This window comes from Domibacillus robiginosus (assembly GCF_000966195.1).
Lineage (GTDB): Bacteria > Bacillota > Bacilli > Bacillales > Domibacillaceae > Domibacillus > Domibacillus robiginosus.
This window is the reverse complement of record NZ_LAHL01000001.1, coordinates 43,352-65,103: the sequence shown is the minus strand read 5'-3', so window position 1 is coordinate 65,103 and position 21,752 is coordinate 43,352. Positions and strand designations below refer to the sequence as shown.

Genomic DNA, 21,752 nt, shown 5'->3' with positions numbered 1-21,752 from the left:
TTATAAAAGTGAAAAGGAGCGATAAATCATGGCAGCAGAAAATCTTATGCAGGTTCTCATTGAAGGATTTGACCCATCAAAGGTGCAGGAAACGGAAGTCGATGAAAACTGGAAAAAAGTATTCGGCGCCTATCAGAACCAGACCATTCTGCAGGCGCCAATTACAGGCATTGAGAAACAGCTGGACATGCAGTGCGCTGTTGTCACACTTGGAACCGTGCGTGGGTATATCCCGCTTGAGTTTACCGGCGTAGAAAATGTCCGCCAGCTGCGCAGCATGACGGGACAAATGGTTTTATTTAAGGTGTTGAACTATGACCGCGAGGAAGGAATCTTTACTGCCTCCCGTAAATCAGCCATTGAACAGGCGGCAGCCATTACCATAAAGAAAATTGATGTTGGCCAGATTATTGTCGCAGTTGTAAACTATGTAAATCAGACACAGGTGCGTGCAGATATTGGCGGGATTGAAGTGAAAATACCGATTGAGGAAATGTCATACGGCTGGATTGATGACTTGATGGATAAAGTGAAAGTCGGCGACCACTTAAAAGTGAAAGTAAAGGACATTGACCAGGAAAGCCAACATGTAAAGGTGAGTCCAAAGGAAGCGGCCGGAAATCCATGGCCAGCGTGTGCCGGCCGCTACCAGAAAGGAAATGAATACGTGGGCACGGTTTCCGGTGTCCGTGAATACGGCGTATTCGTGAACTTGGAGCCCGGGGTGGACAGCCTGTCGCGTCATCTTAAATTTGAAGATGTGAAAAAAGGCGACCGTGTATTGGTCCGTGTGCTGGACACGAATGCAAAAAAGCAGCAAATCCGCTCTCGCATTACGCGGGTACTTTAGGGAGTGGTTCTTTATGAACCTTAGCTCTTTTTCCATTGAACATACCTGGAAGCTGAACTGGACGAAGGTGCCGGAGTATATAAAGCCGTTTAAGTATGTAAACAATGAATCGCCGAAAGAGAAGCGGGCGCTTGAAGCCCTTGCCTGTATTGGTGTGATTGGCGGGCTGCAGCTCTCCCGCCTTTTTTTCCTGGATAAGAAGCGGAAAAAGAAAATGGTGCTCGAAAAAAAGCTGGTCCGTCATGATATCCAAAAGAATAATCAGGTTATTCCCATTTACACACTTGGCATAAATGGAGCGAAAGCAATAGATATGCCAGGGTACGAAAATAACTACTGGCTGAAGATAAATATAGAAGACATGCTGGGAAAGCTGTTGTTTTTCCAGCTATACGAGTGGTTTCCCGGCTCCCGCATTTCGCCAGCCGTCAATCCATTTGAAGGGGTCATTTTTTATAAAAATAAGCCGATTTATATTTATTCTGCAAAAGAAGATATTCAAGACCTGTTGGTATTTTTAAAGTGGAAAGAGTTTAGTGAGCGGATGATCGTGATTACCGAATCATTAAAGCATTTGGAAGGCCTTTTGCATTATGATGATATAAGGATAAGAGCCATTTTACAGCAAGATGTACACTCTGCGCGGGAAAGACTGGGTTTTTATATTAAAAGCGGAAGCGAGTGGGTAGAAGAACAGCTTTCACAAAAAAGCTCAGTGAATATGGCTTATTGAACTACCGCCCACTTACCTGACGGTTGAAGTGGGGGTGTTCTCGTCGAAGATGATAAATTCAGCAGGAAGGATTATACCCGAAAATGTCTAACACGCTTCTTTTTTCAGAAGCCGCTTTTATCATTACGGTGCTGTTCTAATACAACTTTCACCTGATGAAAAATTTTTTTCGTTTTTAACACTCATAAGGTTTTACGAGTGTCAGCATTGTGGAGAAAATGATAAGAAAAAAGGAAGTATGCGTTAGTACGCGCACTTCCTTTTTATGTTTTAAAGAGAAAGGGCGATATCCTTTTCTTTAGTACACATCTATAGCTATTATTTGGGCTTTCCACTCACTGAATATGTCTTTTATCGTTTGATTCGAAATATCCTCTTCTGACAAAGAAGGATGATTTTGCTGGTTTCGAACAAACTCTATTTTATCGAGTTCGGACATTATAGAGGACTTGCGGCTGTTTATAATTTGCTTGATATCTGCATGTGGATTTTCCAATAGCATCTTTTCATGCTTTTTTATAATTTGTTCAAGAGCTTTATTATCCCGTTCGTTCACTTGTTTAAGACGCTGTTCTACTTGGCCGAGAATCAAGTTGTAGAATGGATCTCTCTCTGTTTTCTCTGATGGTCCCTCATAATGAGCATAATTTTCTTCAATAGCTGATATAATATAACCGGCCTGGTTCCTTTTCGATGAAGCGCTTGTCACTACATACCGGATATTAGCACGCAAATACTCATAATGATATTTTCCCGCTAATTTAATGGCTGCATTGACTCTGACGCCATTCTTTATCAGCACATTCACCAGTGACTGGACTTGATCCATGGTGGAATCAACATCGGTTTGAAGATCCTGAAACCGCTGACTTGGATTTATGTAGAAAATAAACGATTCAATCCGTCTACCCTTCTTGGTATGTACTTCATAATCAAATTCAATATCGGTTTTTTCATTGATTTCTTTTTTGGCTTTCTCCAATACGGTGGCTCGAAAGTGCTTCATGAGTTTCAGCGTATCGTCTGGAATATCGAGCAGCCGCCTTAACTCATCCACATACATAATCCGGTGGGATTTCCACGTCTTGTTTTTATCTCTCTGTACAATAGACGAGGATTTCCATTCATCCTCTTTTAAAAATTCATAAATCCTCCAGGAATATTCACTATTTAAGCGGAGGACATTAATCAGGCGGTACTTTGTAAACTTTTCAAGGTTCAACAGGTATTCAGCAAGGGCATCCGAAAGTTTGATTTTTACTTGTCCGTCACCGTGAAAATAGGTGGCCTGCTGTACCCATTGAATTTTATCAACAACCCGCTGCTTTCCGTCCGTTGAATAGATGGTAATCTGTTTCCGCATAATCCCGTCAATCGCTTTTTCCACCTGGCTGTAAAAACTTTTTCCTTTGTAGCCGATTAACTGGGCAAGGTCTTTTACACTAAGAACATATGTTTTAAAATCACGATCGTCTGGCTGAATCAAGGCGATTAAAGAATAAATAATACGGCGTTCTGTTACCGTAAGGTTTTGAGCCATATTAATAAGGCTCGTGGATTGATTCACCCAGTATTCCGGTTTTATATTGGCTTGAAACATTTCATCATCAAAAGACATTTGACGGTTTTTCATAGCAGAGTCACCTCTCCGGAATGCATGGTATTCTTTGTCTATTTTAGTCAGATTTTTTGTGAAATAAAAGGAAAGCGGGAGAAATGTAAACAAACTGCAATATGTCCCGTTCGATGGGGTCAAATAAAACCAGCTTCCAAATCACCGCTTTCTGTTTTTATTATATCTCTGTTTTAAAATGTTTTCTTTGTTTTCTTTGTTAAGAGGCTCTTTAAAGTGAGGACTGGCAAGGGATGAGAAGCCTATATGTCCCTTTATTTGGGGTGATGTGTCCTCTTAAATGGGGTAACATGTCCCTTTATTTAGGGTGATATGTCCTGTGAATTGGTCCTATATGTCCTGTGAATTAGGGTGATATGTCCTTTTAAATGGGGTGTGGAATCAAAGGAATTGATGGCAGTGTATTATATATCCCTTTAAATGGGGTACAGAACAGGAAAAAGGCACGTTATACTGGATATGTCCCTTTAAGTGGGCAACAGGGTTCTTAATTCACTTATATATCCCATTAAATGGGTTCAGCGCTCGGGATGGTTTCGTTTTTACAAGCTTATGTTTATTTATTAAGAGGAAAAAATAGCGCAGGCATCAAAATATGTCCCCTAATTTGGGGTAATGAAGGGCTTGGTATGCTGGGGTGCCGGCCGTCTTAACGGAAAAGATCAAGAAATCGGCTATACGAGTGTCTATACATATGGATTCCACCCTATTTTAAGGGACATTAAAAAATAAAAATATTTGGTTACGATTCCTTTCTGTTCGAGAGGAGATCGGCAAGTTGATAAAGATTTGCATGGACGTTTTTCCAAAAGAGCAGCGTAATATTGAGGTGATTCGTAACTTTTTAAATGTAGTGCTATTGAGTATGTTTATGAGCAGGAATTGTATCAAGCGGGGTTAAGTCAAGACAGACTGGATAACTCAAAAAATGGCATTGGTTTTTAAGTCATCATGGCAATAAGGTTTAAATAATACATGTGAAGTGGTTGAGGCAAACTAACACTTAAAACCTGCGCAAAATAAAAATAAAGAAGTAAAAGAGGAAGTGGCTGCTTTATGATTCGAGTGGCCTTTTTGCTGAATGTTGTCCGGCCAGTATATATAGCGGATTTTAAAGAAGATGGCACTTTGGTCCGAAATCTTGACGGAGAGATTTTAGATCCTCGGCTTGCAGAAGAAGAGCTGGAGGCAAAGTTTGAAGATAAAACCGTCATTCTAGCCATTAAGCATTTTGAAAAGGAAAAGGAATTGTGGGATGAAAGGGCTCGACTAGCAAAAGAGCACTGGGTTTATAAAAGTTGCATTCAACTTCTTTTCCTCGATCCGAATAAAAAGCCTGTTTTGCCGCCAGAAGAGGAAGTGGACCAAGTATAGTCACAAACTGCCACAAACAGTATAAAATTAGATTATTTTGTGGACGTCTACAAAAAAGATAAAATAGTGTAGACGAAAGGGTGAGCGGTTATGAAGACAAATGAAATTGTAATCCATAAAGTTGAAGCATGGTTGAATAAAGAGGATAAATCTTATCAATGGTTAGCGGAGCAGCTCGCTGTTAGTAAAGCTTTAGTAGGGCATCTTTTATCAGGAGAACGCACACTCCAGCCCCGGCATATCGAGCAGCTGGCCGCGGTTATGGGTATTTCCGTAAAAGAGCTCCTCGCGCAGGAACAACAGCAAAGCCATTTGACTGTTCAGATCAGGGGAAACATGTCTAATCGTTGTTCGAAAAGAAAATTGGATGCACTACTATTTGTTATTGAAGATTACGTTAGTCTAAAAGAGCAGGTGAAAGAATGAATACCAGGAAAAATCAGGGAAAATAGCTAAAACGTTCGCAGCGAGTTTTTTAGAGGATACCATTAGCTATGATTTATTCATCGGCTCACATATTAAGCGCCTGCTAGCGGACAAGGTATAGGTTGTTTATCTTAGTATCAACCAGAAGACTTCTTTAAATTGCTCGCACGGAGTATGAGAGGAATAGCCGCTTTTTTATATTTATACTTAGTAGTTGGACGGATGTTTCTTTTTGGTATACTATATTTGTTAAATACTGGAGGTGGGTCGCGATGATGCTGAATTACCGCTTCGAAATTTTTCCGAATGAGGAACAAAAAAGCACTCTTCACTTATGGGTCAATCTCTGCTGTCAGTAGTATAATTCGGCTCTTCTTGATAAACAAAGGGCCTATCAAAAGAACAAGAGAAACCTGACTAAATCTGATCTCAGTGCCGTGTTAACCCTATCCAAGAAACACCATTCATATCTTAAAAAAGTACCTTCCCAGCCCCTATAGGAAACACTGGACAGGCTGGGAAGAGCGTTTGATCAATTCTTTAAAAAAGAAGTCAGCTACCCTAAGTTGAAAAAACATAAAGACTACCACTCGATTACATTCACACAGTTTGGCATGAGCCAACAAAAAGATAAAAAAGGAAAGATTTATACTGTCCGGCGGGCCGTTTCCTTCGGAAAAGGAGAAAGCTCCTCATTTCTAAACTGGGCTTAATAGACAACCGCTTTCACCGGAAGTTAGATGGCAAAGTCAAACAGGTGATCATTAAGCGCCAGAACGGGCGCTGGTTTGCTATTTTCTGTGTCGAAAGACAGGCAGAGACCTGCCGCAGACTGTCCATCAAGCCTCTGTAGCAACCGGTATTGATGTCGGTATCAGGAAATTTGCTGTTTTGTCGAAAGGCGAAGAAATCTTAAATCCAGGATTTTTCAGTAAGGAGGAGAAAAAGCTTTCGCGTGCCCAGAAGAAACTTTCGAGAAAGGAAAAAGACTCCTCTAATTGGCAAAAACAAGTGGCCAGGCTACAGAAGCTTCATGCCAAGGTGGCGAACCAGCGGGAGGATCTCTTGCATAAAACATCGTTCCGCCTTGCAAACACCTACAGCGTCATTTGTGTAGAGAATCTGAACATCTGCAATCAGGCGAAAATAGGAAAGTGCCCAAATCGATTCATGATGCAGGATGGGGAATATTCCGCCAGTTTCTGGCGTATAAATGTGAGCTCAATGGCGGCCAGCTGGTTAAAGTGAAGCCGCATTTCACCACCCAGGCCTGTTTCGGGCTGCAGCAAAAGAGTGAAAAAATCCCTTTCCGTCCGAACGCATGCCTGTCCGGACTGCGGTCTTGTGCTGGACCGCGACCATAATGCCACCTTAAACATTGAAAAAGCCGGACGGGCCCAGATAGGACTCATTGTAAGTTATCAATTAGCGGATGTGTTCCATTAGATAAATGAGTTACACAAAGAAATCTACATACACAATTGTTCAACATTAAAACACGATTCCACATCACTTCCCCTTCAAAAAACCTAAACCAATCTCCTTCCTGTTTGGTTAACTCGACGGGGTGATAGAGAAAGAGGACATGGACAAAAGGTTATCCTGTAATGCGCCGAAGAGCATCTCCCTCAAGACTCTCCGTATGAGAATGCGTTGGTGTAGCCACATTTCCCTTACTTTTTATAATTAAAAAACATTAGCAAGTTTTTATGACAAATGACGTGTAGGTAGATTGAAAATGATTTGAGGTAAAAGATGGGGTATAGCTGGGCTTATGGAACGGGCAAAGTAAAAGGGAATATTAAGTAAAAACTGTTCTACAGGGTGGACAGTCTTTTTTGTTGTTTTTCGCATAAAATAGACGCAAGAGGATAATAAATAGATAAAAAATCAATATTATAATTAAAAAAGGAAAAAATTTTACTATATTTATGGTTAATTGTTCATACTATGATATACTTTTTATAAGAAGCGACAGGAGGAAGTCGTATGGATACCATAGTGCGTGTAAAAGAAGTGGAAATTATCAATTTAAAAAACGTAAAAAAAGGGCGTTTTCTAACTAATACGTCATTTGAACAAATGAAAAAAGCGGACATTGTTGGTTTTTATGGGCAAAACGGCTCTGGAAAGACGGCAGTTGTAGAAGCTTTTTCTTTATTGGAAACCTTGTTATTTTCTCAAGGAGGTGCTGAACTGCCTGAGATTTCAGAGAACTTGCTGTATTCAGGAGAAAAAATGATTCAACTGACTTTTCATTTTTTAATTCAAAACGAGTATGGTGAATTTTTTGTTCAGTATTATGTAGGACTTTCTGAAGGAGAAAAGCGGCTCTACGTGGTTGAAGAAGAGCTATCTTATCGGGAAAATGAGAAGAAAAAACGATATAAAAATCTCATTTCAAAAAAGAAAAATGATATTACGATTCGTAATAAAAAAGTGACCAATATGAATGAGGATGAACGTGTAGTAGTATTAGTCGCAAATAAAATGGCAACAGGTAACTCAACTTCATTTATTTTTAATGAAGAATTACAAGATGAGATAGTTGTAAAACACTTTGGGGAAGAAGAATGGCGTCTTTTTGAGAATTTAGTTCATGAGTTTCGCCGTGATCTGCATGTTATTAAGAATACACAATATGGCTTATTGATTGCCAACATTGTTATGCCGTTTAGCGTCCATTTTGAAAACAAGCGTGGTCAAATCCCATATGAAATGCATGACATGATGATTATGCCTGTGCCTTTGTTTGAAACGCTTGAGCAGGTGGTTTCACAGACAAACATTGTCCTTGAAACGATTATTCCAGGCTTGCAAGTAAAGATCAATCGGATCAGTTCACAAAAAACGGATGATGGGTCAGAGGGAATTCGATTTGAGTTTTTATCAAAGCGTGGAGACACTGAACTACCTCTTAGAAGTGAGTCAGAAGGAATTTTGAAAATTATATCTGTGTTAAGTACATTGGTTGCGGTTTACAATAATCCAAATGCTTGTGTAGTCATCGATGAAATGGACGCAGGTATTTTTGAATATTTGTTGGGTGAGCTTTTGCAGGTATTGAGTAGAAATGGGAAAGGGCAACTTTTTTTCACTTCACACAACTTACGCATTTTGGAAGTGCTTCCAGTACAAGATCTATGGTTTACTACATTAAATGAGTCAGAACGTTACATACAGCTTAAGGGAGTAAAGAAGCTAAGCAACGCTCGGGATATTTATTTGCGTGCAGTTCAGCTTGGCGGGCAACAGGAACCATTATACGCGGAAACAAATTTATTTGATATCAAAACATCTTTCCGAAAAGCTGGTGCGTATCGTTGAGTCAGCTATCCAAAAAAGTTGTCTTGCTTCTTGTCGAAGGTGATTGTGAAGAAACTCTACTTTTTAAAAGGCTCCAGGAATTATTCCGCCAGCACGATATCCGGTTTGGGGTCGAACACGGTGATATGCTTTACAATATTAAAAATCAACGAAAATCAGCGAAAAGCATTGTAGGAGAAAAGATAAAGGATTTCTTAAAAACCTACAAATTGAAGGAAAGCGACCTTCTCAGCGTCCTTCATCTCGTAGACATAGATGGGATTTTCTTATCTAATGATCGTATTGTCGTTGATTCTGGAATTCTGCAGCAAACAGTCTATGAACGTGAAAAGATTTTAGTGAAAAATGAAAAGCAAAAAGAACGAATTCAAGCAAGGAATGAAAAGCGGGGTTCGCGCATGAAAGAAATGTGCCGAACTAGAACAATACTACCTGCGAAAATTCATTATCAGATGTATTTTTTTTCGGGAAACTTGGAGCATGTTCTATTCGATGAACTTAATCCGGAGCAAGACGAAAAAATTACAGCAATTGAGGACTTTATGGATCAACTAGATGGGCCAATTGAACAGTATTTACAGTTGTTTATGTCCCTTCCGGATTTGGAAGAAAAAGAGTATAAGGAATTGTACGAACTCACTTGGGGAACTGTTATAGATAATGAATCGGAAATTTTAAGGCTAACAAATGTGCCATTACTTTTCACATTTATCGACCTTGAATTAAAAGAATCGAGTTCTTGAATTTTCTTTTAAAACTAGAACTGGAATTTGTTGAAGAATAGGGAGCAAGCTGAATAAAAAACTAGCTATCTCATAAATAACAAAATAAATGGGATAAAGTAATTGCTCCCTGTTTTGCTTAAATGATCACGGTAAAAGGAAAAGGTGTATCCCGTTGGATACACCTTTATACTTGTAATTTTATCTAATATAGTACGCTTTGTTGGAGTAGAGAAGGTACATAGTTTTACTAATAAAAAAACATTTTAACTACTCTTCTAGGAGCTGATGATATGCAGGCGTTTATCCAAGAAAGTAAACGAATTATAAAAGAAGCGGCTGATCATGATAAAATTGCGTTTTTTGTCGAAGCAGGCGTGTCAATGAATTCAGGTCTTCCTTCATGGTCCGAATAAGTGGAGTATTTCAAGAGAGGATTTGATCTGCATGAGAAGAAACTGCAGAAGCGTTCTTGAAAAGATAACTATCGTGGAACGATTACAAAAGTTGAAGAGGCTGCGAATATACTTTAGGCGTGTTAATATAGGAGCTAAAAAGGTACTAATCCCATAGATTAGAGCTTTTTGTAAAATCCTTTAATTTTATAACGTTTGTATGTTAACAGAAAATTTGTTATTCTGTCTTTAAAGTTTTCAGTTATTCGTCACTCCAAAGTGAAAGTCGTTACACCCTTCATTTTGCCAGGGGAGAATCGACACAAAGTAATTGCCGCTATTCTTACTATGCACCGCATAGATCCGAGAAACAGCAGGCCGATGGCTAAGCCATCCTAAAGTGATTATTGGATTTTTTAAAAGCAGGCATGTGATCCTTATTTCACTATGCCTAAATAGAGCAGACCTTAAAACCGGTGGATTCCGTATGGATCAAGCCGGTTTTTTTGCGTTTAAATGCTCATGATCCCGTTAAAAAAAGTGCATTTGCTCAAGTAGAGCAGTGCGCTTTTTTTATATAAAAATTTCTCAGAAAGGGTGTTTATCAAAATGGAAAAAGCATTAGTTTTTTCCCAGGAACAGAAGTCATTGATCTGGAGCCGCTTTGTCGGACCAAATGGAGGAACACAGGAAGAAGCCAGGCATTTCGTGGAAGTATGCGAAACATTTGGGTTAAATCCTCTCCTTGGGGATATTGTGTTTCAAAAATACGAAACGAAACAGGGAGCACGCACAAATTTCATTACGACTTGTGACGGGCTGCTTCGTATAGCTGCTCAGCACCCCGATTATATCGGAGCTCCTTGTGCAGCGGAAGTAAGAGAAGGAGATGAGTTTGAGTTTATTCCATCCGAAGGAAATGTGCGGCATGTGTTTGGTCAGAAGCGGGGGAACATTATTGGCGCTTACGCAGTATTGTACCATAAGCGGTTTCGTCCCTGCGCAGTATTCGTTAACTTTCAAGAGTACTTTAAAGCCAATGCACGCTCACAGCGTAAAAATGGGCGGGGCGGCTCTCCTATTTGGGATGCCATGCCGACTGCCATGATCGTGAAAATTGCAGAGGTATTTGTTTTGCGGCGCCAGTTCCCGCTTGGCGGCCTTTATACAGCTGAGGAAATGGGACTGGAAGAGTTTAAAAGCGAACAGGTGGACATTGTGCCGAATCCTAAAAAGAGTCCTGAAAACAATAAGCCTGGACTGGCACAGCCCTCTCACCAGCATAAACCAAGAGACGAGCGTTCTGCAGATGAAGAACCGCAAAGCAGCCCGAAAGAGGACAACCAGTTGAACCCTGCTGGTAACACAGATTCAAAAGGCTTTATCTTAAAACAATATGACTCTGGCGTATCGCCAAGCGGCATTCCCTACGCAAAGCTGCATGTGGTAGACCAGGAGTCAAAGGAAGAAAAGCTGGTTCTGGCCAAAGGAGAAGAATCCGTTGAACTCATCAGGCAGATTCCAGAAGAAGAAACATTTCTAATGGATGTCCGTGAAGAAAACGGCTATCTCTTCTTAGAATCAGTGAACAACGTGGAAGCAGGCGCGGTATCATGATCACTGCCGCATTTACAGATGGTGATACGTTGATTTGTGCCATTCCATCTGAGGCAAAAAGCGGCCTGTTTTTCGTTGCTGTCCGTCCTGAAAGAGAATATCTCTTGGTGACTTATTCCGGTTCCGGAAGGATGGAAAGCCAGAGATCATTTATAAAAGAAGCAATTGCTTGCTATCAGATGTGGCGGTGGTGGGAGAACTGGACAAAGATTTCCGTGGAACCCTTGTCTATTACTCTGCAGCCACATTGGATTCAAATTCCGGTTCCAGGCACAATCCAGAGCATCATTCAGCAGATCAAGGAGGGAGAATGGCATGCTGCCGAATATTTTGGATATTGCAACTGACCATCAGCTGACATTCCAACCTCGTTCATTCGGCAAAAAGCAGACGCTTGCCAAATGCCCCTTCTGCCGCGAAGACGACCAGCCCAGGAAGCGGAAGAAGTATTATTTGTCATTAAATACACAGGAACAGCTCTTTCGATGCTGGTTTTGCGGTGAGTCAGGCGGTGTTTTCCGGTTCATCGCTCTTCTTGAAGGCGTGTCGGAAAAGGAAGTCATCGACCGGTACCGCAAAAAGAGCGGCAGCACCTACAAACAGCATCCTGCTGAGAAATTAACCAGCAGCCAGTGCAAAATGATGGGGCTGGACGCAAAGCCGGACTGGGTGGACATCCGCAAGTTTGACTATGAATCCTATAAAGAACTGCGGGAACTCGTCTGGAAAGCATGGAAGCAGTTCTTATGGAATGAAAAGCGCTTTGCCTACCAGCTGCTTGTTGCAGGTGTTGCAGGAGGAACGTATGGAAATGTCGTGGAAGCAATTCAGGAAAGGGAAAAAGCCATTGGCTCTCCGCTTCTCGCAGAAGTGCTGGACATCTATTCCCTCCCTGAACGGCCGGCTCAGATCAACCGCCTGGAGGCGCTGACGCTCCATATGTGCGACCCATTGAAATATCCGTACTCACCAATGGAAAAACAATAAAATGCGCCCAATACCATTCATTTGCGGCAGGCTGTTATTAAAAATGGGACGGTATTGAGGTTCCAAACAAAGGAGGAATCATTGTGTTAGTAAACACAAATATAGAGTTTTTTAAACCATTAAAAATAATGCAATCCTTATCGGGTTTTAAGGAGAAACGCACTGTGAAGGCATTTGTCTGTTTTAAAGATACAGCGGGGAATGTTAAAAGCGTCATGTACGAGCATGGGGAATGTTATCAGTTTGATTCAGCAGCACGGACAGTTGAACGGCTGCCGCTTTCAAAATTCTATCGTACACTGATCCGGATACAAAAAGGCATCTACTCTGTCCGTTCATACGGCCATTGGAGCATTTTGGATCTGGAACGGCAAAAGAGCGGTGAACTGTCATGCTGATGGCTGTGCCTAAACTCAAGTCTGTACAGGAAGCTTCAGAGCTGGCCGCTGAAATTGAACGGATGGAATCTGCTCTAAAGACATTGAAAGCTGAATTGAAAAGATTTGTGGACCAGAACGGCGCCATTGAAACAGGTGAAAAAGTATGGAAATATAATGTGGCTGTTTCGTGGGAATTTCATAAATCCGGACTTAAAGAAATGGCAGACCAGCTGGCGCTTGAAGGGATTAATCCGTGGAAAGTGATGACAATCACTGCGGCAAATTTGAACAAAATTGGCTGGGATGAAGCGGTGCTGAGCCAATTTGGGCAAAAAAAAGAGACGAAAAGATTTTCGTCAAAAAAGAAATAAATCAAATGTTGAGTACAGTATATCACATCTAAAATAAGCCTTCCACCCCGGGCATACAAAAGCGGTGGCATGAATCCTCGTGCCGCTGCGGCGCGGGGACTCATGGAAAGGATAAAACAATGGAGAAAAAATATATTGAAACAGCGCGTGAAGTGCTTTCCAGCTACGGTTTTGGGCAGGGTGTAGACCTGCAGCATCTGCTGGCAGTGTTAATCGGACCGAAAGCAACGCCAGAGCTTTGCGGCCGTCTTTCCGCCAAAGGGATTCAGGACCTAGCTGACCTGACTGAACATGAGCTGTGTAGGGAAGGACTGACCCTTACGCAGGCTCAGCGGGTTATGGCTGGCTTTCAGGTCGGCAGAAAGTGGAGCTTTGTTTCGGATGAGCAGCGCTTTACGGTCCGTAGCCCGGAAGATGCGTATAACTACCTGCGCACAAAAATTGCCTATGAAAAGCAGGAAGTCTTTTATGTGCTGTATTTAAATACAAAAAACCAGGTCATTTACGAGCGGGCGGTATTTAAAGGAAGCTTAAATGCTTCGTTAGTGCATCCAAGGGAGACCTATCGATTTGCTGTACAACATTCGGCTGCAAGCATCGTATGCGGGCATAACCATCCATCACACGACCCTTCACCTAGCCGTGAAGACATAGATATTACCAAGCGGCTGGCCGAATGCGGCAAGTTGATGGGCATCGAGCTCCTCGATCATCTGGTGGTATGCCAGGAGAAGTATGTGTCTTTAAAGGAAAAAGGCTGTCTTTAAATCCGGCTTCTGGCCATTCATCGCAAACAGGAACGCTTTAAAGCCAAATCCACCTTCGGATTTGGCTTTTTGTGTTTTAAAACCTTCATATAAAGGAGTGCTTAAAATGAGTGAAACGATTTATAAAATGGTAACAGACCGGATTATTGAGCAGCTGGAAAAAGGAGTCGTACCGTGGCGGCGCCCGTGGAAGAATGGTACACCGGTTAATTGGGTGACTCAAAGGCCGTATCGCGGCATTAATTCCCTTCTTCTGGGATTAGGAGAATACGCAACATTCAAGCAGATTGGAGAAGCCGGAGGCAAAGTCCGTAAAGGTGAAAAAGGCCAAATCGTAGTGTTCTGGAAATGGATCGAGCGCGAAAATGAAGAGAGCGGTGAGAAAGAACAGATCCCGTTTCTTCGCTACTATAAAGTGTTTAACGTTATTAAACAGGCGGAGGGTTTGAAAAGCAGGAGGGAGACAGAAACATTTGATCATGATCCAATTGAGTCCGCCCAGCAGATTGTAGATGGATATGTGGACGCACCCAGTATTCATTACAAGTCTGGCCGTGCTGTTTATTATCCAGAGCTGGATCATATTAGTGTTCCACCGCTAAAAGATTACCGGGAAGCAGAAGAATATTACTCTGTCCTGTTTCATGAATTAATTCACAGCACAGGACATAAAACCCGACTTGCCCGCAAAGGGATTACACAGGGCGGTGTGTCGTTTGGAGACGAAGTTTATTCAAAAGAAGAGCTGGTTGCGGAAATTGGCGCGGCTATGCTATGTGGTGTGGCCGGTATTGAGAATGTAACGATTGAAAACAGCGCGAGTTATATTCAGTCCTGGCTGCGCGTCCTAAGAGAGGATTCAAAACTGATCATGTATGCGTCAGCACAGGCTCAAAAAGCGGGCGATTATATTTACTCGTTAAAAGAATAATAGGTTATTATCAGGAGCTACGTTTAACAAAAGAGCTTTCTTATTCATAGAATGTTTTAATTCTCTACGAAAAAACTGAGCCCTCTATGATAGTATAATAAGTTGGGTAGTAATATTTAATGTAGAGTGTATTGAACAAAAAATTAGCGTCGCATTCCCCTTCAAAATCTGCGATTTAGTGGGGGTTAGGCGCTAAGTTCTTTATTTTCTGTTTTATTTATATATTTACATAATCGAACGAATGTTTTTTATCCAGATAACGGCGGGACTCTACTAGTCATTGATACAAAAGAGGCAAAAAAGCTAGATTATTTTGTGTACAGTTATCAAGATCATGTGGATGTAGTCAAACAGTGCAAGAAGAAAGTAATTGCGTATAGTGTGCTTTCCGACAATCTCCAAAAACGTTTTATGTCTGTAATAGGGGATTCGGATTTAGTCTAAAAGGGTTATAAAAGAAGCATTCTCTGGCTGTAGACAAAATGGCTTTCAGATATTTGGTTCGAAGCCGTTTTGTTTTTTTTGTGTTTGAGAAGATCTGCTTAAGCTGTCTGCGGAGGTATTCACGGCTAGCCAGCTTTTTGAGGTTTAGTGATCCAAACATAAGCATCGCCTGCACAGGTCATTTCCCATCCACTTAAGGGGTTTCCACCGCATACCCTGTTTTTCTTTGGAATGCGTAAAGCCCCGTTTAATGTTTCTTTACGGATTCCAAAAACGAAATAACTACCTGAGCTGAGGCAGCTTTAGATCAAGATCATGATCAGGAATAGTTATTACACTGGGAGGCTGGTTTTCTTTTCGATATAGTTAAGTATGGTTGCACGCTGTTTTGCTTAGAACTTGTGGGAAGCTTTTTTCATAAACAGACACCATTCTTCCAGCGGCAAATTTAGATATAACAGAAAAAGTTGAAAAACGTTGATGGTGTGGTAAACAGCCATAAAAAACAACCTCTAATAAGAAAGAAACCAAATAAAAAATAAAAAATACATTATGTGCAAAATTCAACATTAAAAAATTACTCATGCTTATAAGACATTCTCATTGTATTGCATGTAGACTCACAAATGTTAACTGTTTTGGTTACAAAAAGGGAAGTGGCCAAACTCAAATTTAAATCGTGTGTATTAATAGAAAAAAGGTATTTGGCGCTAAGTGACTTTTGGCTTCATGAACTAAAATATGCTTATGAAAAAAATCAAATGGAGCTAAAAGCGAAAAGGTGTTTTCTCGTTTGGATGGCTAATGTTCGGATTTCCAACACAGATTACCGTTTTCGCTGTGTTGTTTTGCCTTTTTTTGATCCAGAAAATTTATAATCTGAAAATAGTTATTTCTATTGGTTAGCAGGAGTATATTAATATGAAACTAAAAAAGAATAAATCCAATAAGTATTGTAATTTTCCAATAGACAACTAAGGAGAGTAATATGAATATCTCAAAAAAAGCTAAGGTTACTATTTGGATGGCTGCTATTATTTTAGCGCTTGCTCCTGCGGTTATAAATTTATTTATACCGGAGGAGTTTGAAGTTATTTGGTTGATTCAATTAATTTCAATTTATTTAATCGCTTCTTATTTTACTTATTTAAGCAGTGTGATAATGTCTTTCATTTCAATAGGTGTACATATGTATTTTGAGATTTCCGAGTATGTTGATCAGTCTGTCTTTCATTCTCATGATTACCAAATGTTTGTCATGTTGACTGCAGTTAAAATTTTCTATGCCATTAGTGAAGTTTACCAAAAGAAAAATGTGCAGAGGAAACAGTTTAAGCTTGAATACTTAAATAAAGAACTAAAGGGGAAAAATCAGGAGTTTCAAAAAATCGATTTTTATGATTTGTTAACAGGACTGCCAAATAGGCGCATGTTAAATAAATATCTTGAAAAGGAGCTTTTACAGCACAGTCAAAATAAGCAGCAATTAGCCGTTTTATTTCTTAATCTTGGCCGGTTTCAGCTAGTAAATGATGAATTGGGATATCATGCTGGGGATCTTTTATTACAACAGGTCGGTCAGAGGCTGATTTCTGCAGCCGGCCAAAACGGCTTTGTAGCACGCCAAGGCGGAGATGAATTTGTTCTAATACTAGAAAACACAAACAAGGAACAAATTTTAAAAGTAAAAGATCATATTTTATGTGAATTTACCGTTCCGTTTATATTCAACCAAAAGAAATATTTTATAACACCTCGTCTCGGTATTAGTATGTATCCCGGAGATAGTCAAAAGGTTGAGACACTTATTAAACATGCAGATACAGCCATGTATGTTGCAAAAGAAAGTTCATCAATAAATTACAGTTTTTATACCTCTGCGCATGAAGATGTCCTGAATCGTAAATTGAAATTACGGAATGATTTACAGTTTGCTATCCAGAACAAGGAATTGCACGTTTATTATCAGCCTAAAGTCAATTTAAACACTAGAGGGATTATAGGGATGGAAGCGCTGCTTCGCTGGGAACACCCTGAACTTGGGTCTATTTCTCCTGCGGAATTTATACCTTTAGCTGAAGAAAGCGGTTTGATTGTAACGCTTGGGAAATGGGTCCTTAAAGCAGCTTGTGAACAAAACAGAAAGTGGCAAAATTCTGGTTTTCCTTTAATGAAGATGGCCGTAAATGTATCCATTTATCAATTTGAAGACAAACGATTTATAAAAGATATTAAAGAAATTGTTTCAGAAACAGAAATGGACCCTCAATTCCTGGAATTAGAAATTACAGAAAGTATTATACAGAACGTTAAAAAGGTGCTGCCTATAGTGAAAGAACTGAAACAGTTGGGTGTCAAGGTCTCAATCGATGATTTTGGCACAGGTTATTCCTCGCTGAGTGTTCTTAACCAATTGCCAATCGATTATTTAAAAATTGACCAGTCTTTTGTAAAAGAAGCCCTTTCAAACTCCTGCATATCTGTAATTTTAAAAACAACTATCCAGATGGGGTATAATTTAAAATTTGATCTTATTGCTGAAGGCATTGAAACAGAGCAGCAAGCAGCTTTTCTTTTAGAAAATGGCTGTCAAATTGGCCAGGGATATCTTTTTTCTAAACCTTTGCCGCCAAATAAGATAGATGAATTATTGGGTGTGAGCCACAACCAGCTTAGAGAAAAACACATATTTTAAGGACCGAAATCATTTCGGTCTTTTTTGTTTTAGGAGAAGGACGTTATACCATTTTCCTTAAAAATTGATTAGCTTAAAAAAATTAAAAGCCAGCCTGTGATGGCTGCAGCGAAAGACAGTTTATCGGCTGCCTGGGTCAGCATAAGGACAGCAGTTGGTATCTTTGGGTCTCAATTTGGGCTTCCCTGGCTGGCTCCAGTGGCAGCCGTTGTGGTCGGCCTGCTGATTTGTAAAACAGGAGGGGGGGGGGTCTTTAGGGAGCTTCTCATGATTAAGCAGAGGGCTTTGGTGAAAACCAACTGAAAGCCTATAAGGAATCTATTTTGAAAATTCCGGTGTAAAAAGGATCAACACGATAAGAGCAAGAAAGTATGGGAGCAACCCTGCGGTCAATGTGGTTATTTTGGTTAATTCCACTTTAGGTATTGGCCCATGATATTTCAATGGAAGTAGAAAGTGTGCTCGTAAAGGAACATGATGTAATCGAAGTCCATGTCCATATAGAAGCTCATTCATACATTTTGTAAAGAGGAAATCAAAACAAAGACCCCCCAAAAAGCTGTATCGGGGGGACGGCAAAAAAAGAAAACGCAAAAAATAAGCTTTCCGTTACGTCACTTATTCTTGCCCAATAGGAGTAAACTTAAACACTTATTGTATTAATTTATTTTGGACTGCCTTTAACAGTTTATTCTCTTTGAGTAAATAAGCAGAAGCAGTAAAGTGTAAAAATTTTATGCGTTATAAAATTGAGTGAGTTATTTTAGCCAAAAAACTTTAAGGCATCTCCAACGTCTTGGCATCTGCCTTATTGGACTTTTCTTGTTTTTTATTGGTAAACCTCTCCATCAAAATCTTTAATTTAGGTGGGAGGTTCACAGGCTTATCAAGAAAATTTATAATAGATTTATGTGAAAGCGTTTTTCTTTACACAGGAAAAATACTTTTTTTATATGAGGAGGTTACGAATGGAAGAAATCGGTTTTATATCTGTTTTAGCGTTGGGATTTATGCTCGGAATCAAACATGCTATTGAACCAGATCACGTAATAGCTGTCTCTACTATTGCGAGCCAGAGTAAAAAATTATGGCGGTCTTCTTTAGCGGGGATGTCATGGGGGATCGGCCACACAGCCACATTGTTTTTAGTAGGAATGACTATGGTTTTGATGAAGAGGGAAATTACTGAACAGTGGGCTATGTCATTGGAATTTCTGGTCGGCGTTATGCTTGTTTACTTTGGTATAACAACCGTTATTTCATACAAAAAAACTCATGCACACTCACCCGCGGCAGGTGGGTCGGTATTACATAATGATTCGAAGAGTGAAATGAATAACCCAAGCACAGGCTTTCAATTACTATACACTAAGTCACTTTTTATGGGATTCATCCATGGCCTTGCGGGAAGTGCTGCGATGATATTATTGACAATGAGTACAGTCCAGAATGCCTGGGAAGGGGCTCTGTATATCTTAATATTTGGCGCAGGAACGATTATAGGTATGCTTCTTTCTACTACTATTATAGGGATTCCTTTTGTACTTAGCTCTAATCAAATTTATATTAATAAAAGCCTTACTCAAATTACAGGTTTAATTAGTATTTTCTTTGGAATCTACTACATGTACAACTTGGGAATGAATGAAGGACTATTTATGCTTTGGATTCAGTGATTATGAAAAAAGATTAAAAACTGTTGCGAAAAACATCACAGCCATAACTGGCTGCTTTTTTCTAGGAAAGAAAGTAAATAAAACCGGAAGCGAAAATCCGGTTTTATTTATTTTTGTTTTTCTAAACGCTTTCCGCGTTTCCAGACGAAGTAGAGAAAGAAAATGAACGTAATGTTTACAATCATAACTGCACCAATAGAGGAAAAAAGAAGAAGCGGGATCATGAAGAGCGACAATAAAATTTTTTTCATTGTCCTTTCCCCCTGCATTTATATAGTTTGTCCATAATTCAGAGTATGCTTTTTAAAACTTTGCGTCAAACGATGCAAAGCAAGTTCATTAAAACGACACTGTATGCTTTTATATGGTGTCATTTCATAAGGTATATTTTATTTGTAAACACTTGTTTTTTATCATGAACTAACCAATCACTGTTGCTATGATGTTGACAAAGAGAAGAGAGTAGAAAACGGGGTGAATCAATGATGTCAATCGGAATTTTTGGATTTCAAGCTCTATGGAGTCCCTTTTTTCTAGGCGCTCTCTTGTTTATTACCGTTTTATATTTTTTCCTCTTCACAAAATGGAGAAACAAATTTAAGGAAAGTGAACCACTTTCGAAACGCCAAGCTCTCTTATTTATCAGCGCTATGGTTATTTTGTACGCAGTGAAGGGATCTCCGCTAGATGTAATGGGCCACATTATGTTGTCATATCACATGGTCCAAATGGGTGTATTGTATCTTATTATTCCTCCGCTGCTTATTAAAGCTATTCCTTGGTGGGTATGGAAAAGAATAATCGAACTGCCGGTTATCCGGCCCGGGTTTAACTTTTTTACGAAGCCTATATTAGCGCTCATTATGTTTAATGGTTTATTTTCGTTTTATCATATTCCAGACGTTTTAGATTTTCTCAAAATGTCCAATGCACTCCATAGTGTATACACTGTGATTTTCTTCTTCTTCGCCTTATTCATGTGGTGGCCGCTCGTAAACAAACAGAACGATGGGCGTGAACTTCATGGATTAAAGAAAGTAGGGTATATTTTTGCCTCTGGTGTTTTATTAACACCCGCATGCGCTTTGATTGTTTTTGCTACTGAGCCTCTTTATTCTACCTATTCAGATGCTTCTGCCTGGTTAAAAGCAATGGAACTCTGTGTGCCGGTATCTATGCTGTCGGGTTTAAATCTAAGCAGTCCAGAACTTTTCTCCAATATGCCCGTATTAGAGGACCAAAAGCTTGGAGGCGTTATCATGAAAATCATTCAGGAAATTGTGTATGGTGTCATTTTAGCACAAGTATTTTTTGAATGGTTTCAGAAAGAGCAAGAGCAGGCAGACGAGATTACACAAGCGGATCTTGACCGTCATAAGTCAACGTTTTAAAAGGCAGAATGGAACTCTCGGGCTTTTTAAAAGCAGGTACTCTATTGATTGGATCACTTGAACTCTTTTCTTTCCTGGTGCGCATCAATGATGGTTTCAGCATTACCGCACATCAGAAAAAAGGAATGGCCCCAGATAAAACAGATGCACCGGCTGCGATTGGGTTTATAACCGCGTATCAATCATCATTTATATGAATGAGATTACTTACCAGTTATATCAGCCTAATTAAAGAAAACTGCACTTGTAAAAAACAGAACAATTTAACTAAAATAAAGAAAAGGGGGGGTGAATAGAATGTCAAATATTAAGTGGCCATTTCTCGGTTTGGCTGTTCTTGCCGCCGCATGCTTAATGGGCATAGGCGTCGCAATTGGAGAGCAAAGTTGGATCGGAGCATTATTTTCTGTTATTATTCTTTTAGGAGTGATGGGCTTTGGTTTTTCCTACAAAGCAAAATTGCGCCGGGCTGGAAAGTTATAAAAAAGAGATTATATACTACTGTCTTTTTAAAATATATCTGAAGCATAATTAAAAAGGGAACAGGAGTGCATCAAGATGATGAACGCTCTGGCAGCATTCATCATCTTAACGGCTTGACTGATATTCTTCACGAGCGAAATCCTGCCATCACCCCCGTACATCGAAAATAGCATCAGTACTGAACGATGTACTTTAATATGCAGTTCACCCCACAACGTGTTTGACTAAAAACGGTTTGAGGTACCATCTGCTTTTATTAAAGACATTCCTCAGGCCGCCATTCCTGCCGATCTCTTTCCTACAGTCCATTGACAGTTGTTCAATCCGACAGAGGTGAAGATGCTGATTATTTCCATGCCTGGATTGATCGTTAATATTTCAGCTATCTGTCGCCTATGATGTTTTTTGGCTGAAACTCCGAGAACATGACTCGATTATTTGTTTGGTTGTTTTTTATCACCGCCAGGCGAGTCCTGATTGATAAGAAATTTTTAAAATATCCTTCAAGTCATTAACTAAACGAAAGCATGGAAGATAACGCTTGGGTTAA

General features: G+C 39.9%; 24 protein-coding genes and 1 pseudogene. 23 read left to right on the top strand and 2 right to left on the bottom strand.

Annotated elements, in window-relative coordinates:
* Positions 1 to 28 precede the first annotated feature (28 nt).
* Positions 29 to 850 carry a S1 RNA-binding domain-containing protein gene (locus tag VP97_RS00315; protein ID WP_050179622.1) on the top strand — a complete coding sequence of 274 codons (822 nt, stop codon included), beginning with the start codon at positions 29 to 31 and terminating at the stop codon, positions 848 to 850.
* Positions 851 to 863: 13 nt separating this feature from the next.
* Positions 864 to 1,583, top strand: coding sequence for a hypothetical protein (locus VP97_RS00310; protein WP_050179621.1), 720 nt, complete (start codon positions 864 to 866; stop codon positions 1,581 to 1,583).
* Positions 1,584 to 1,881: 298 nt separating this feature from the next.
* Here the strand turns inward: VP97_RS00310 and VP97_RS00305 are convergent, their stop codons facing one another.
* Positions 1,882 to 3,216, bottom strand: a complete 1,335-nt coding sequence (locus tag VP97_RS00305; protein ID WP_050179620.1) for a replication initiation protein — start codon at positions 3,214 to 3,216, stop codon at positions 1,882 to 1,884.
* Between the two features lie 1,056 nt (positions 3,217 to 4,272).
* On the opposite strand from VP97_RS00305, the gene VP97_RS00300 reads away from it, so the two are divergent.
* From VP97_RS00300 to VP97_RS00225, 18 genes and pseudogenes are all read left to right on the top strand, one after another.
* Entirely contained in the window at positions 4,273 to 4,590 is a 318-nt protein-coding gene (locus VP97_RS00300) for a hypothetical protein (RefSeq protein ID WP_050179619.1), read from the top strand.
* Positions 4,591 to 4,680: 90 nt separating this feature from the next.
* Positions 4,681 to 5,016 (top strand): helix-turn-helix domain-containing protein, encoded by a 336-nt coding sequence (locus VP97_RS00295; protein WP_050179618.1) that lies wholly within the window; start codon positions 4,681 to 4,683, stop codon positions 5,014 to 5,016.
* Between the two features lie 783 nt (positions 5,017 to 5,799).
* Positions 5,800 to 6,264: an RNA-guided endonuclease InsQ/TnpB family protein gene (locus tag VP97_RS24830; protein ID WP_342667306.1), complete on the top strand. Its 465-nt coding sequence runs from the start codon at positions 5,800 to 5,802 to the stop codon at positions 6,262 to 6,264.
* Positions 6,171 to 6,380, top strand: coding sequence for a zinc ribbon domain-containing protein (locus VP97_RS24855; protein ID WP_425388420.1), 210 nt, complete (start codon positions 6,171 to 6,173; stop codon positions 6,378 to 6,380). Before VP97_RS24830 ends, VP97_RS24855 begins: the two co-directional genes overlap by 94 nt.
* Positions 6,310 to 6,462 carry a zinc ribbon domain-containing protein gene (locus tag VP97_RS24825; RefSeq protein WP_342667305.1) on the top strand — a complete coding sequence of 51 codons (153 nt, stop codon included), beginning with the start codon at positions 6,310 to 6,312 and terminating at the stop codon, positions 6,460 to 6,462. The genes VP97_RS24855 and VP97_RS24825 overlap by 71 nt, the downstream gene beginning before the upstream one ends.
* 543 nt (positions 6,463 to 7,005) lie before the next feature.
* The gene (locus VP97_RS00285) at positions 7,006 to 8,343 is read left to right on the top strand and encodes an AAA family ATPase (protein WP_050179617.1); all 1,338 of its coding nucleotides are present in this window, start codon (positions 7,006 to 7,008) and stop codon (positions 8,341 to 8,343) included.
* Positions 8,340 to 9,086 (top strand): hypothetical protein, encoded by a 747-nt coding sequence (locus VP97_RS00280; RefSeq protein WP_050179616.1) that lies wholly within the window; start codon positions 8,340 to 8,342, stop codon positions 9,084 to 9,086. Before VP97_RS00285 ends, VP97_RS00280 begins: the two co-directional genes overlap by 4 nt.
* A gap of 272 nt (positions 9,087 to 9,358) precedes the next feature.
* A complete protein-coding gene (locus VP97_RS24645; RefSeq protein ID WP_281175062.1) occupies positions 9,359 to 9,481 on the top strand; it encodes a hypothetical protein in 123 nt (40 codons plus the stop codon).
* 588 nt (positions 9,482 to 10,069) lie between these two features.
* The gene (locus VP97_RS00275) at positions 10,070 to 11,077 is read left to right on the top strand and encodes a RecT family recombinase (RefSeq protein WP_050179615.1); all 1,008 of its coding nucleotides are present in this window, start codon (positions 10,070 to 10,072) and stop codon (positions 11,075 to 11,077) included.
* Positions 11,074 to 11,424, top strand: a complete 351-nt coding sequence (locus VP97_RS00270; RefSeq protein ID WP_050179614.1) for a hypothetical protein — start codon at positions 11,074 to 11,076, stop codon at positions 11,422 to 11,424. The genes VP97_RS00275 and VP97_RS00270 overlap by 4 nt, the downstream gene beginning before the upstream one ends.
* On the top strand, positions 11,393 to 12,064 hold the full coding sequence (locus VP97_RS00265) for a hypothetical protein (protein ID WP_050179613.1): 672 nt from the start codon (positions 11,393 to 11,395) through the stop codon (positions 12,062 to 12,064). The genes VP97_RS00270 and VP97_RS00265 overlap by 32 nt, the downstream gene beginning before the upstream one ends.
* A 164-nt stretch (positions 12,065 to 12,228) precedes the next feature.
* Positions 12,229 to 12,462, top strand: a complete 234-nt coding sequence (locus VP97_RS00260; RefSeq protein WP_156153364.1) for a hypothetical protein — start codon at positions 12,229 to 12,231, stop codon at positions 12,460 to 12,462.
* Positions 12,456 to 12,815 carry a hypothetical protein gene (locus tag VP97_RS00255; protein ID WP_050179611.1) on the top strand — a complete coding sequence of 120 codons (360 nt, stop codon included), beginning with the start codon at positions 12,456 to 12,458 and terminating at the stop codon, positions 12,813 to 12,815. The genes VP97_RS00260 and VP97_RS00255 overlap by 7 nt, the downstream gene beginning before the upstream one ends.
* Before the next feature lie 119 nt (positions 12,816 to 12,934).
* A complete protein-coding gene (locus VP97_RS00250) occupies positions 12,935 to 13,582 on the top strand; it encodes a JAB domain-containing protein (RefSeq protein WP_050179610.1) in 648 nt (215 codons plus the stop codon).
* A gap of 106 nt (positions 13,583 to 13,688) precedes the next feature.
* The gene (locus VP97_RS00245) at positions 13,689 to 14,513 is read left to right on the top strand and encodes an ArdC family protein (protein WP_050179609.1); all 825 of its coding nucleotides are present in this window, start codon (positions 13,689 to 13,691) and stop codon (positions 14,511 to 14,513) included.
* A gap of 252 nt (positions 14,514 to 14,765) precedes the next feature.
* A pseudogene (locus tag VP97_RS23055) lies at positions 14,766 to 14,957 on the top strand (YfmQ family protein); the annotation flags it as partial.
* Between the two features lie 988 nt (positions 14,958 to 15,945).
* On the top strand, positions 15,946 to 17,652 hold the full coding sequence (locus VP97_RS00235; protein WP_050179607.1) for a putative bifunctional diguanylate cyclase/phosphodiesterase: 1,707 nt from the start codon (positions 15,946 to 15,948) through the stop codon (positions 17,650 to 17,652).
* A 968-nt stretch (positions 17,653 to 18,620) separates the two neighbouring features.
* Positions 18,621 to 19,328, top strand: coding sequence for a HoxN/HupN/NixA family nickel/cobalt transporter (locus VP97_RS00225; RefSeq protein ID WP_050179605.1), 708 nt, complete (start codon positions 18,621 to 18,623; stop codon positions 19,326 to 19,328).
* A 107-nt stretch (positions 19,329 to 19,435) separates the two neighbouring features.
* On the opposite strand, the gene VP97_RS23605 is transcribed toward VP97_RS00225, so the two are convergent.
* Entirely contained in the window at positions 19,436 to 19,579 is a 144-nt protein-coding gene (locus VP97_RS23605) for a hypothetical protein (protein WP_156153363.1), read from the bottom strand.
* 234 nt (positions 19,580 to 19,813) lie between these two features.
* On the opposite strand from VP97_RS23605, the gene ctaG reads away from it, so the two are divergent.
* The 3 genes from ctaG (at position 19,814) to VP97_RS00215 (ending at position 21,202) form a co-directional block, all read left to right on the top strand.
* On the top strand, positions 19,814 to 20,719 hold the full coding sequence (gene ctaG, locus VP97_RS00220; RefSeq protein WP_050179604.1) for a cytochrome c oxidase assembly factor CtaG: 906 nt from the start codon (positions 19,814 to 19,816) through the stop codon (positions 20,717 to 20,719).
* 44 nt (positions 20,720 to 20,763) lie between these two features.
* A complete protein-coding gene (locus VP97_RS23600) occupies positions 20,764 to 20,916 on the top strand; it encodes a hypothetical protein (RefSeq protein ID WP_156153362.1) in 153 nt (50 codons plus the stop codon).
* 100 nt (positions 20,917 to 21,016) lie between these two features.
* Positions 21,017 to 21,202, top strand: coding sequence for a YlaF family protein (locus VP97_RS00215; protein ID WP_050179603.1), 186 nt, complete (start codon positions 21,017 to 21,019; stop codon positions 21,200 to 21,202).
* Positions 21,203 to 21,752 lie beyond the last annotated feature (550 nt).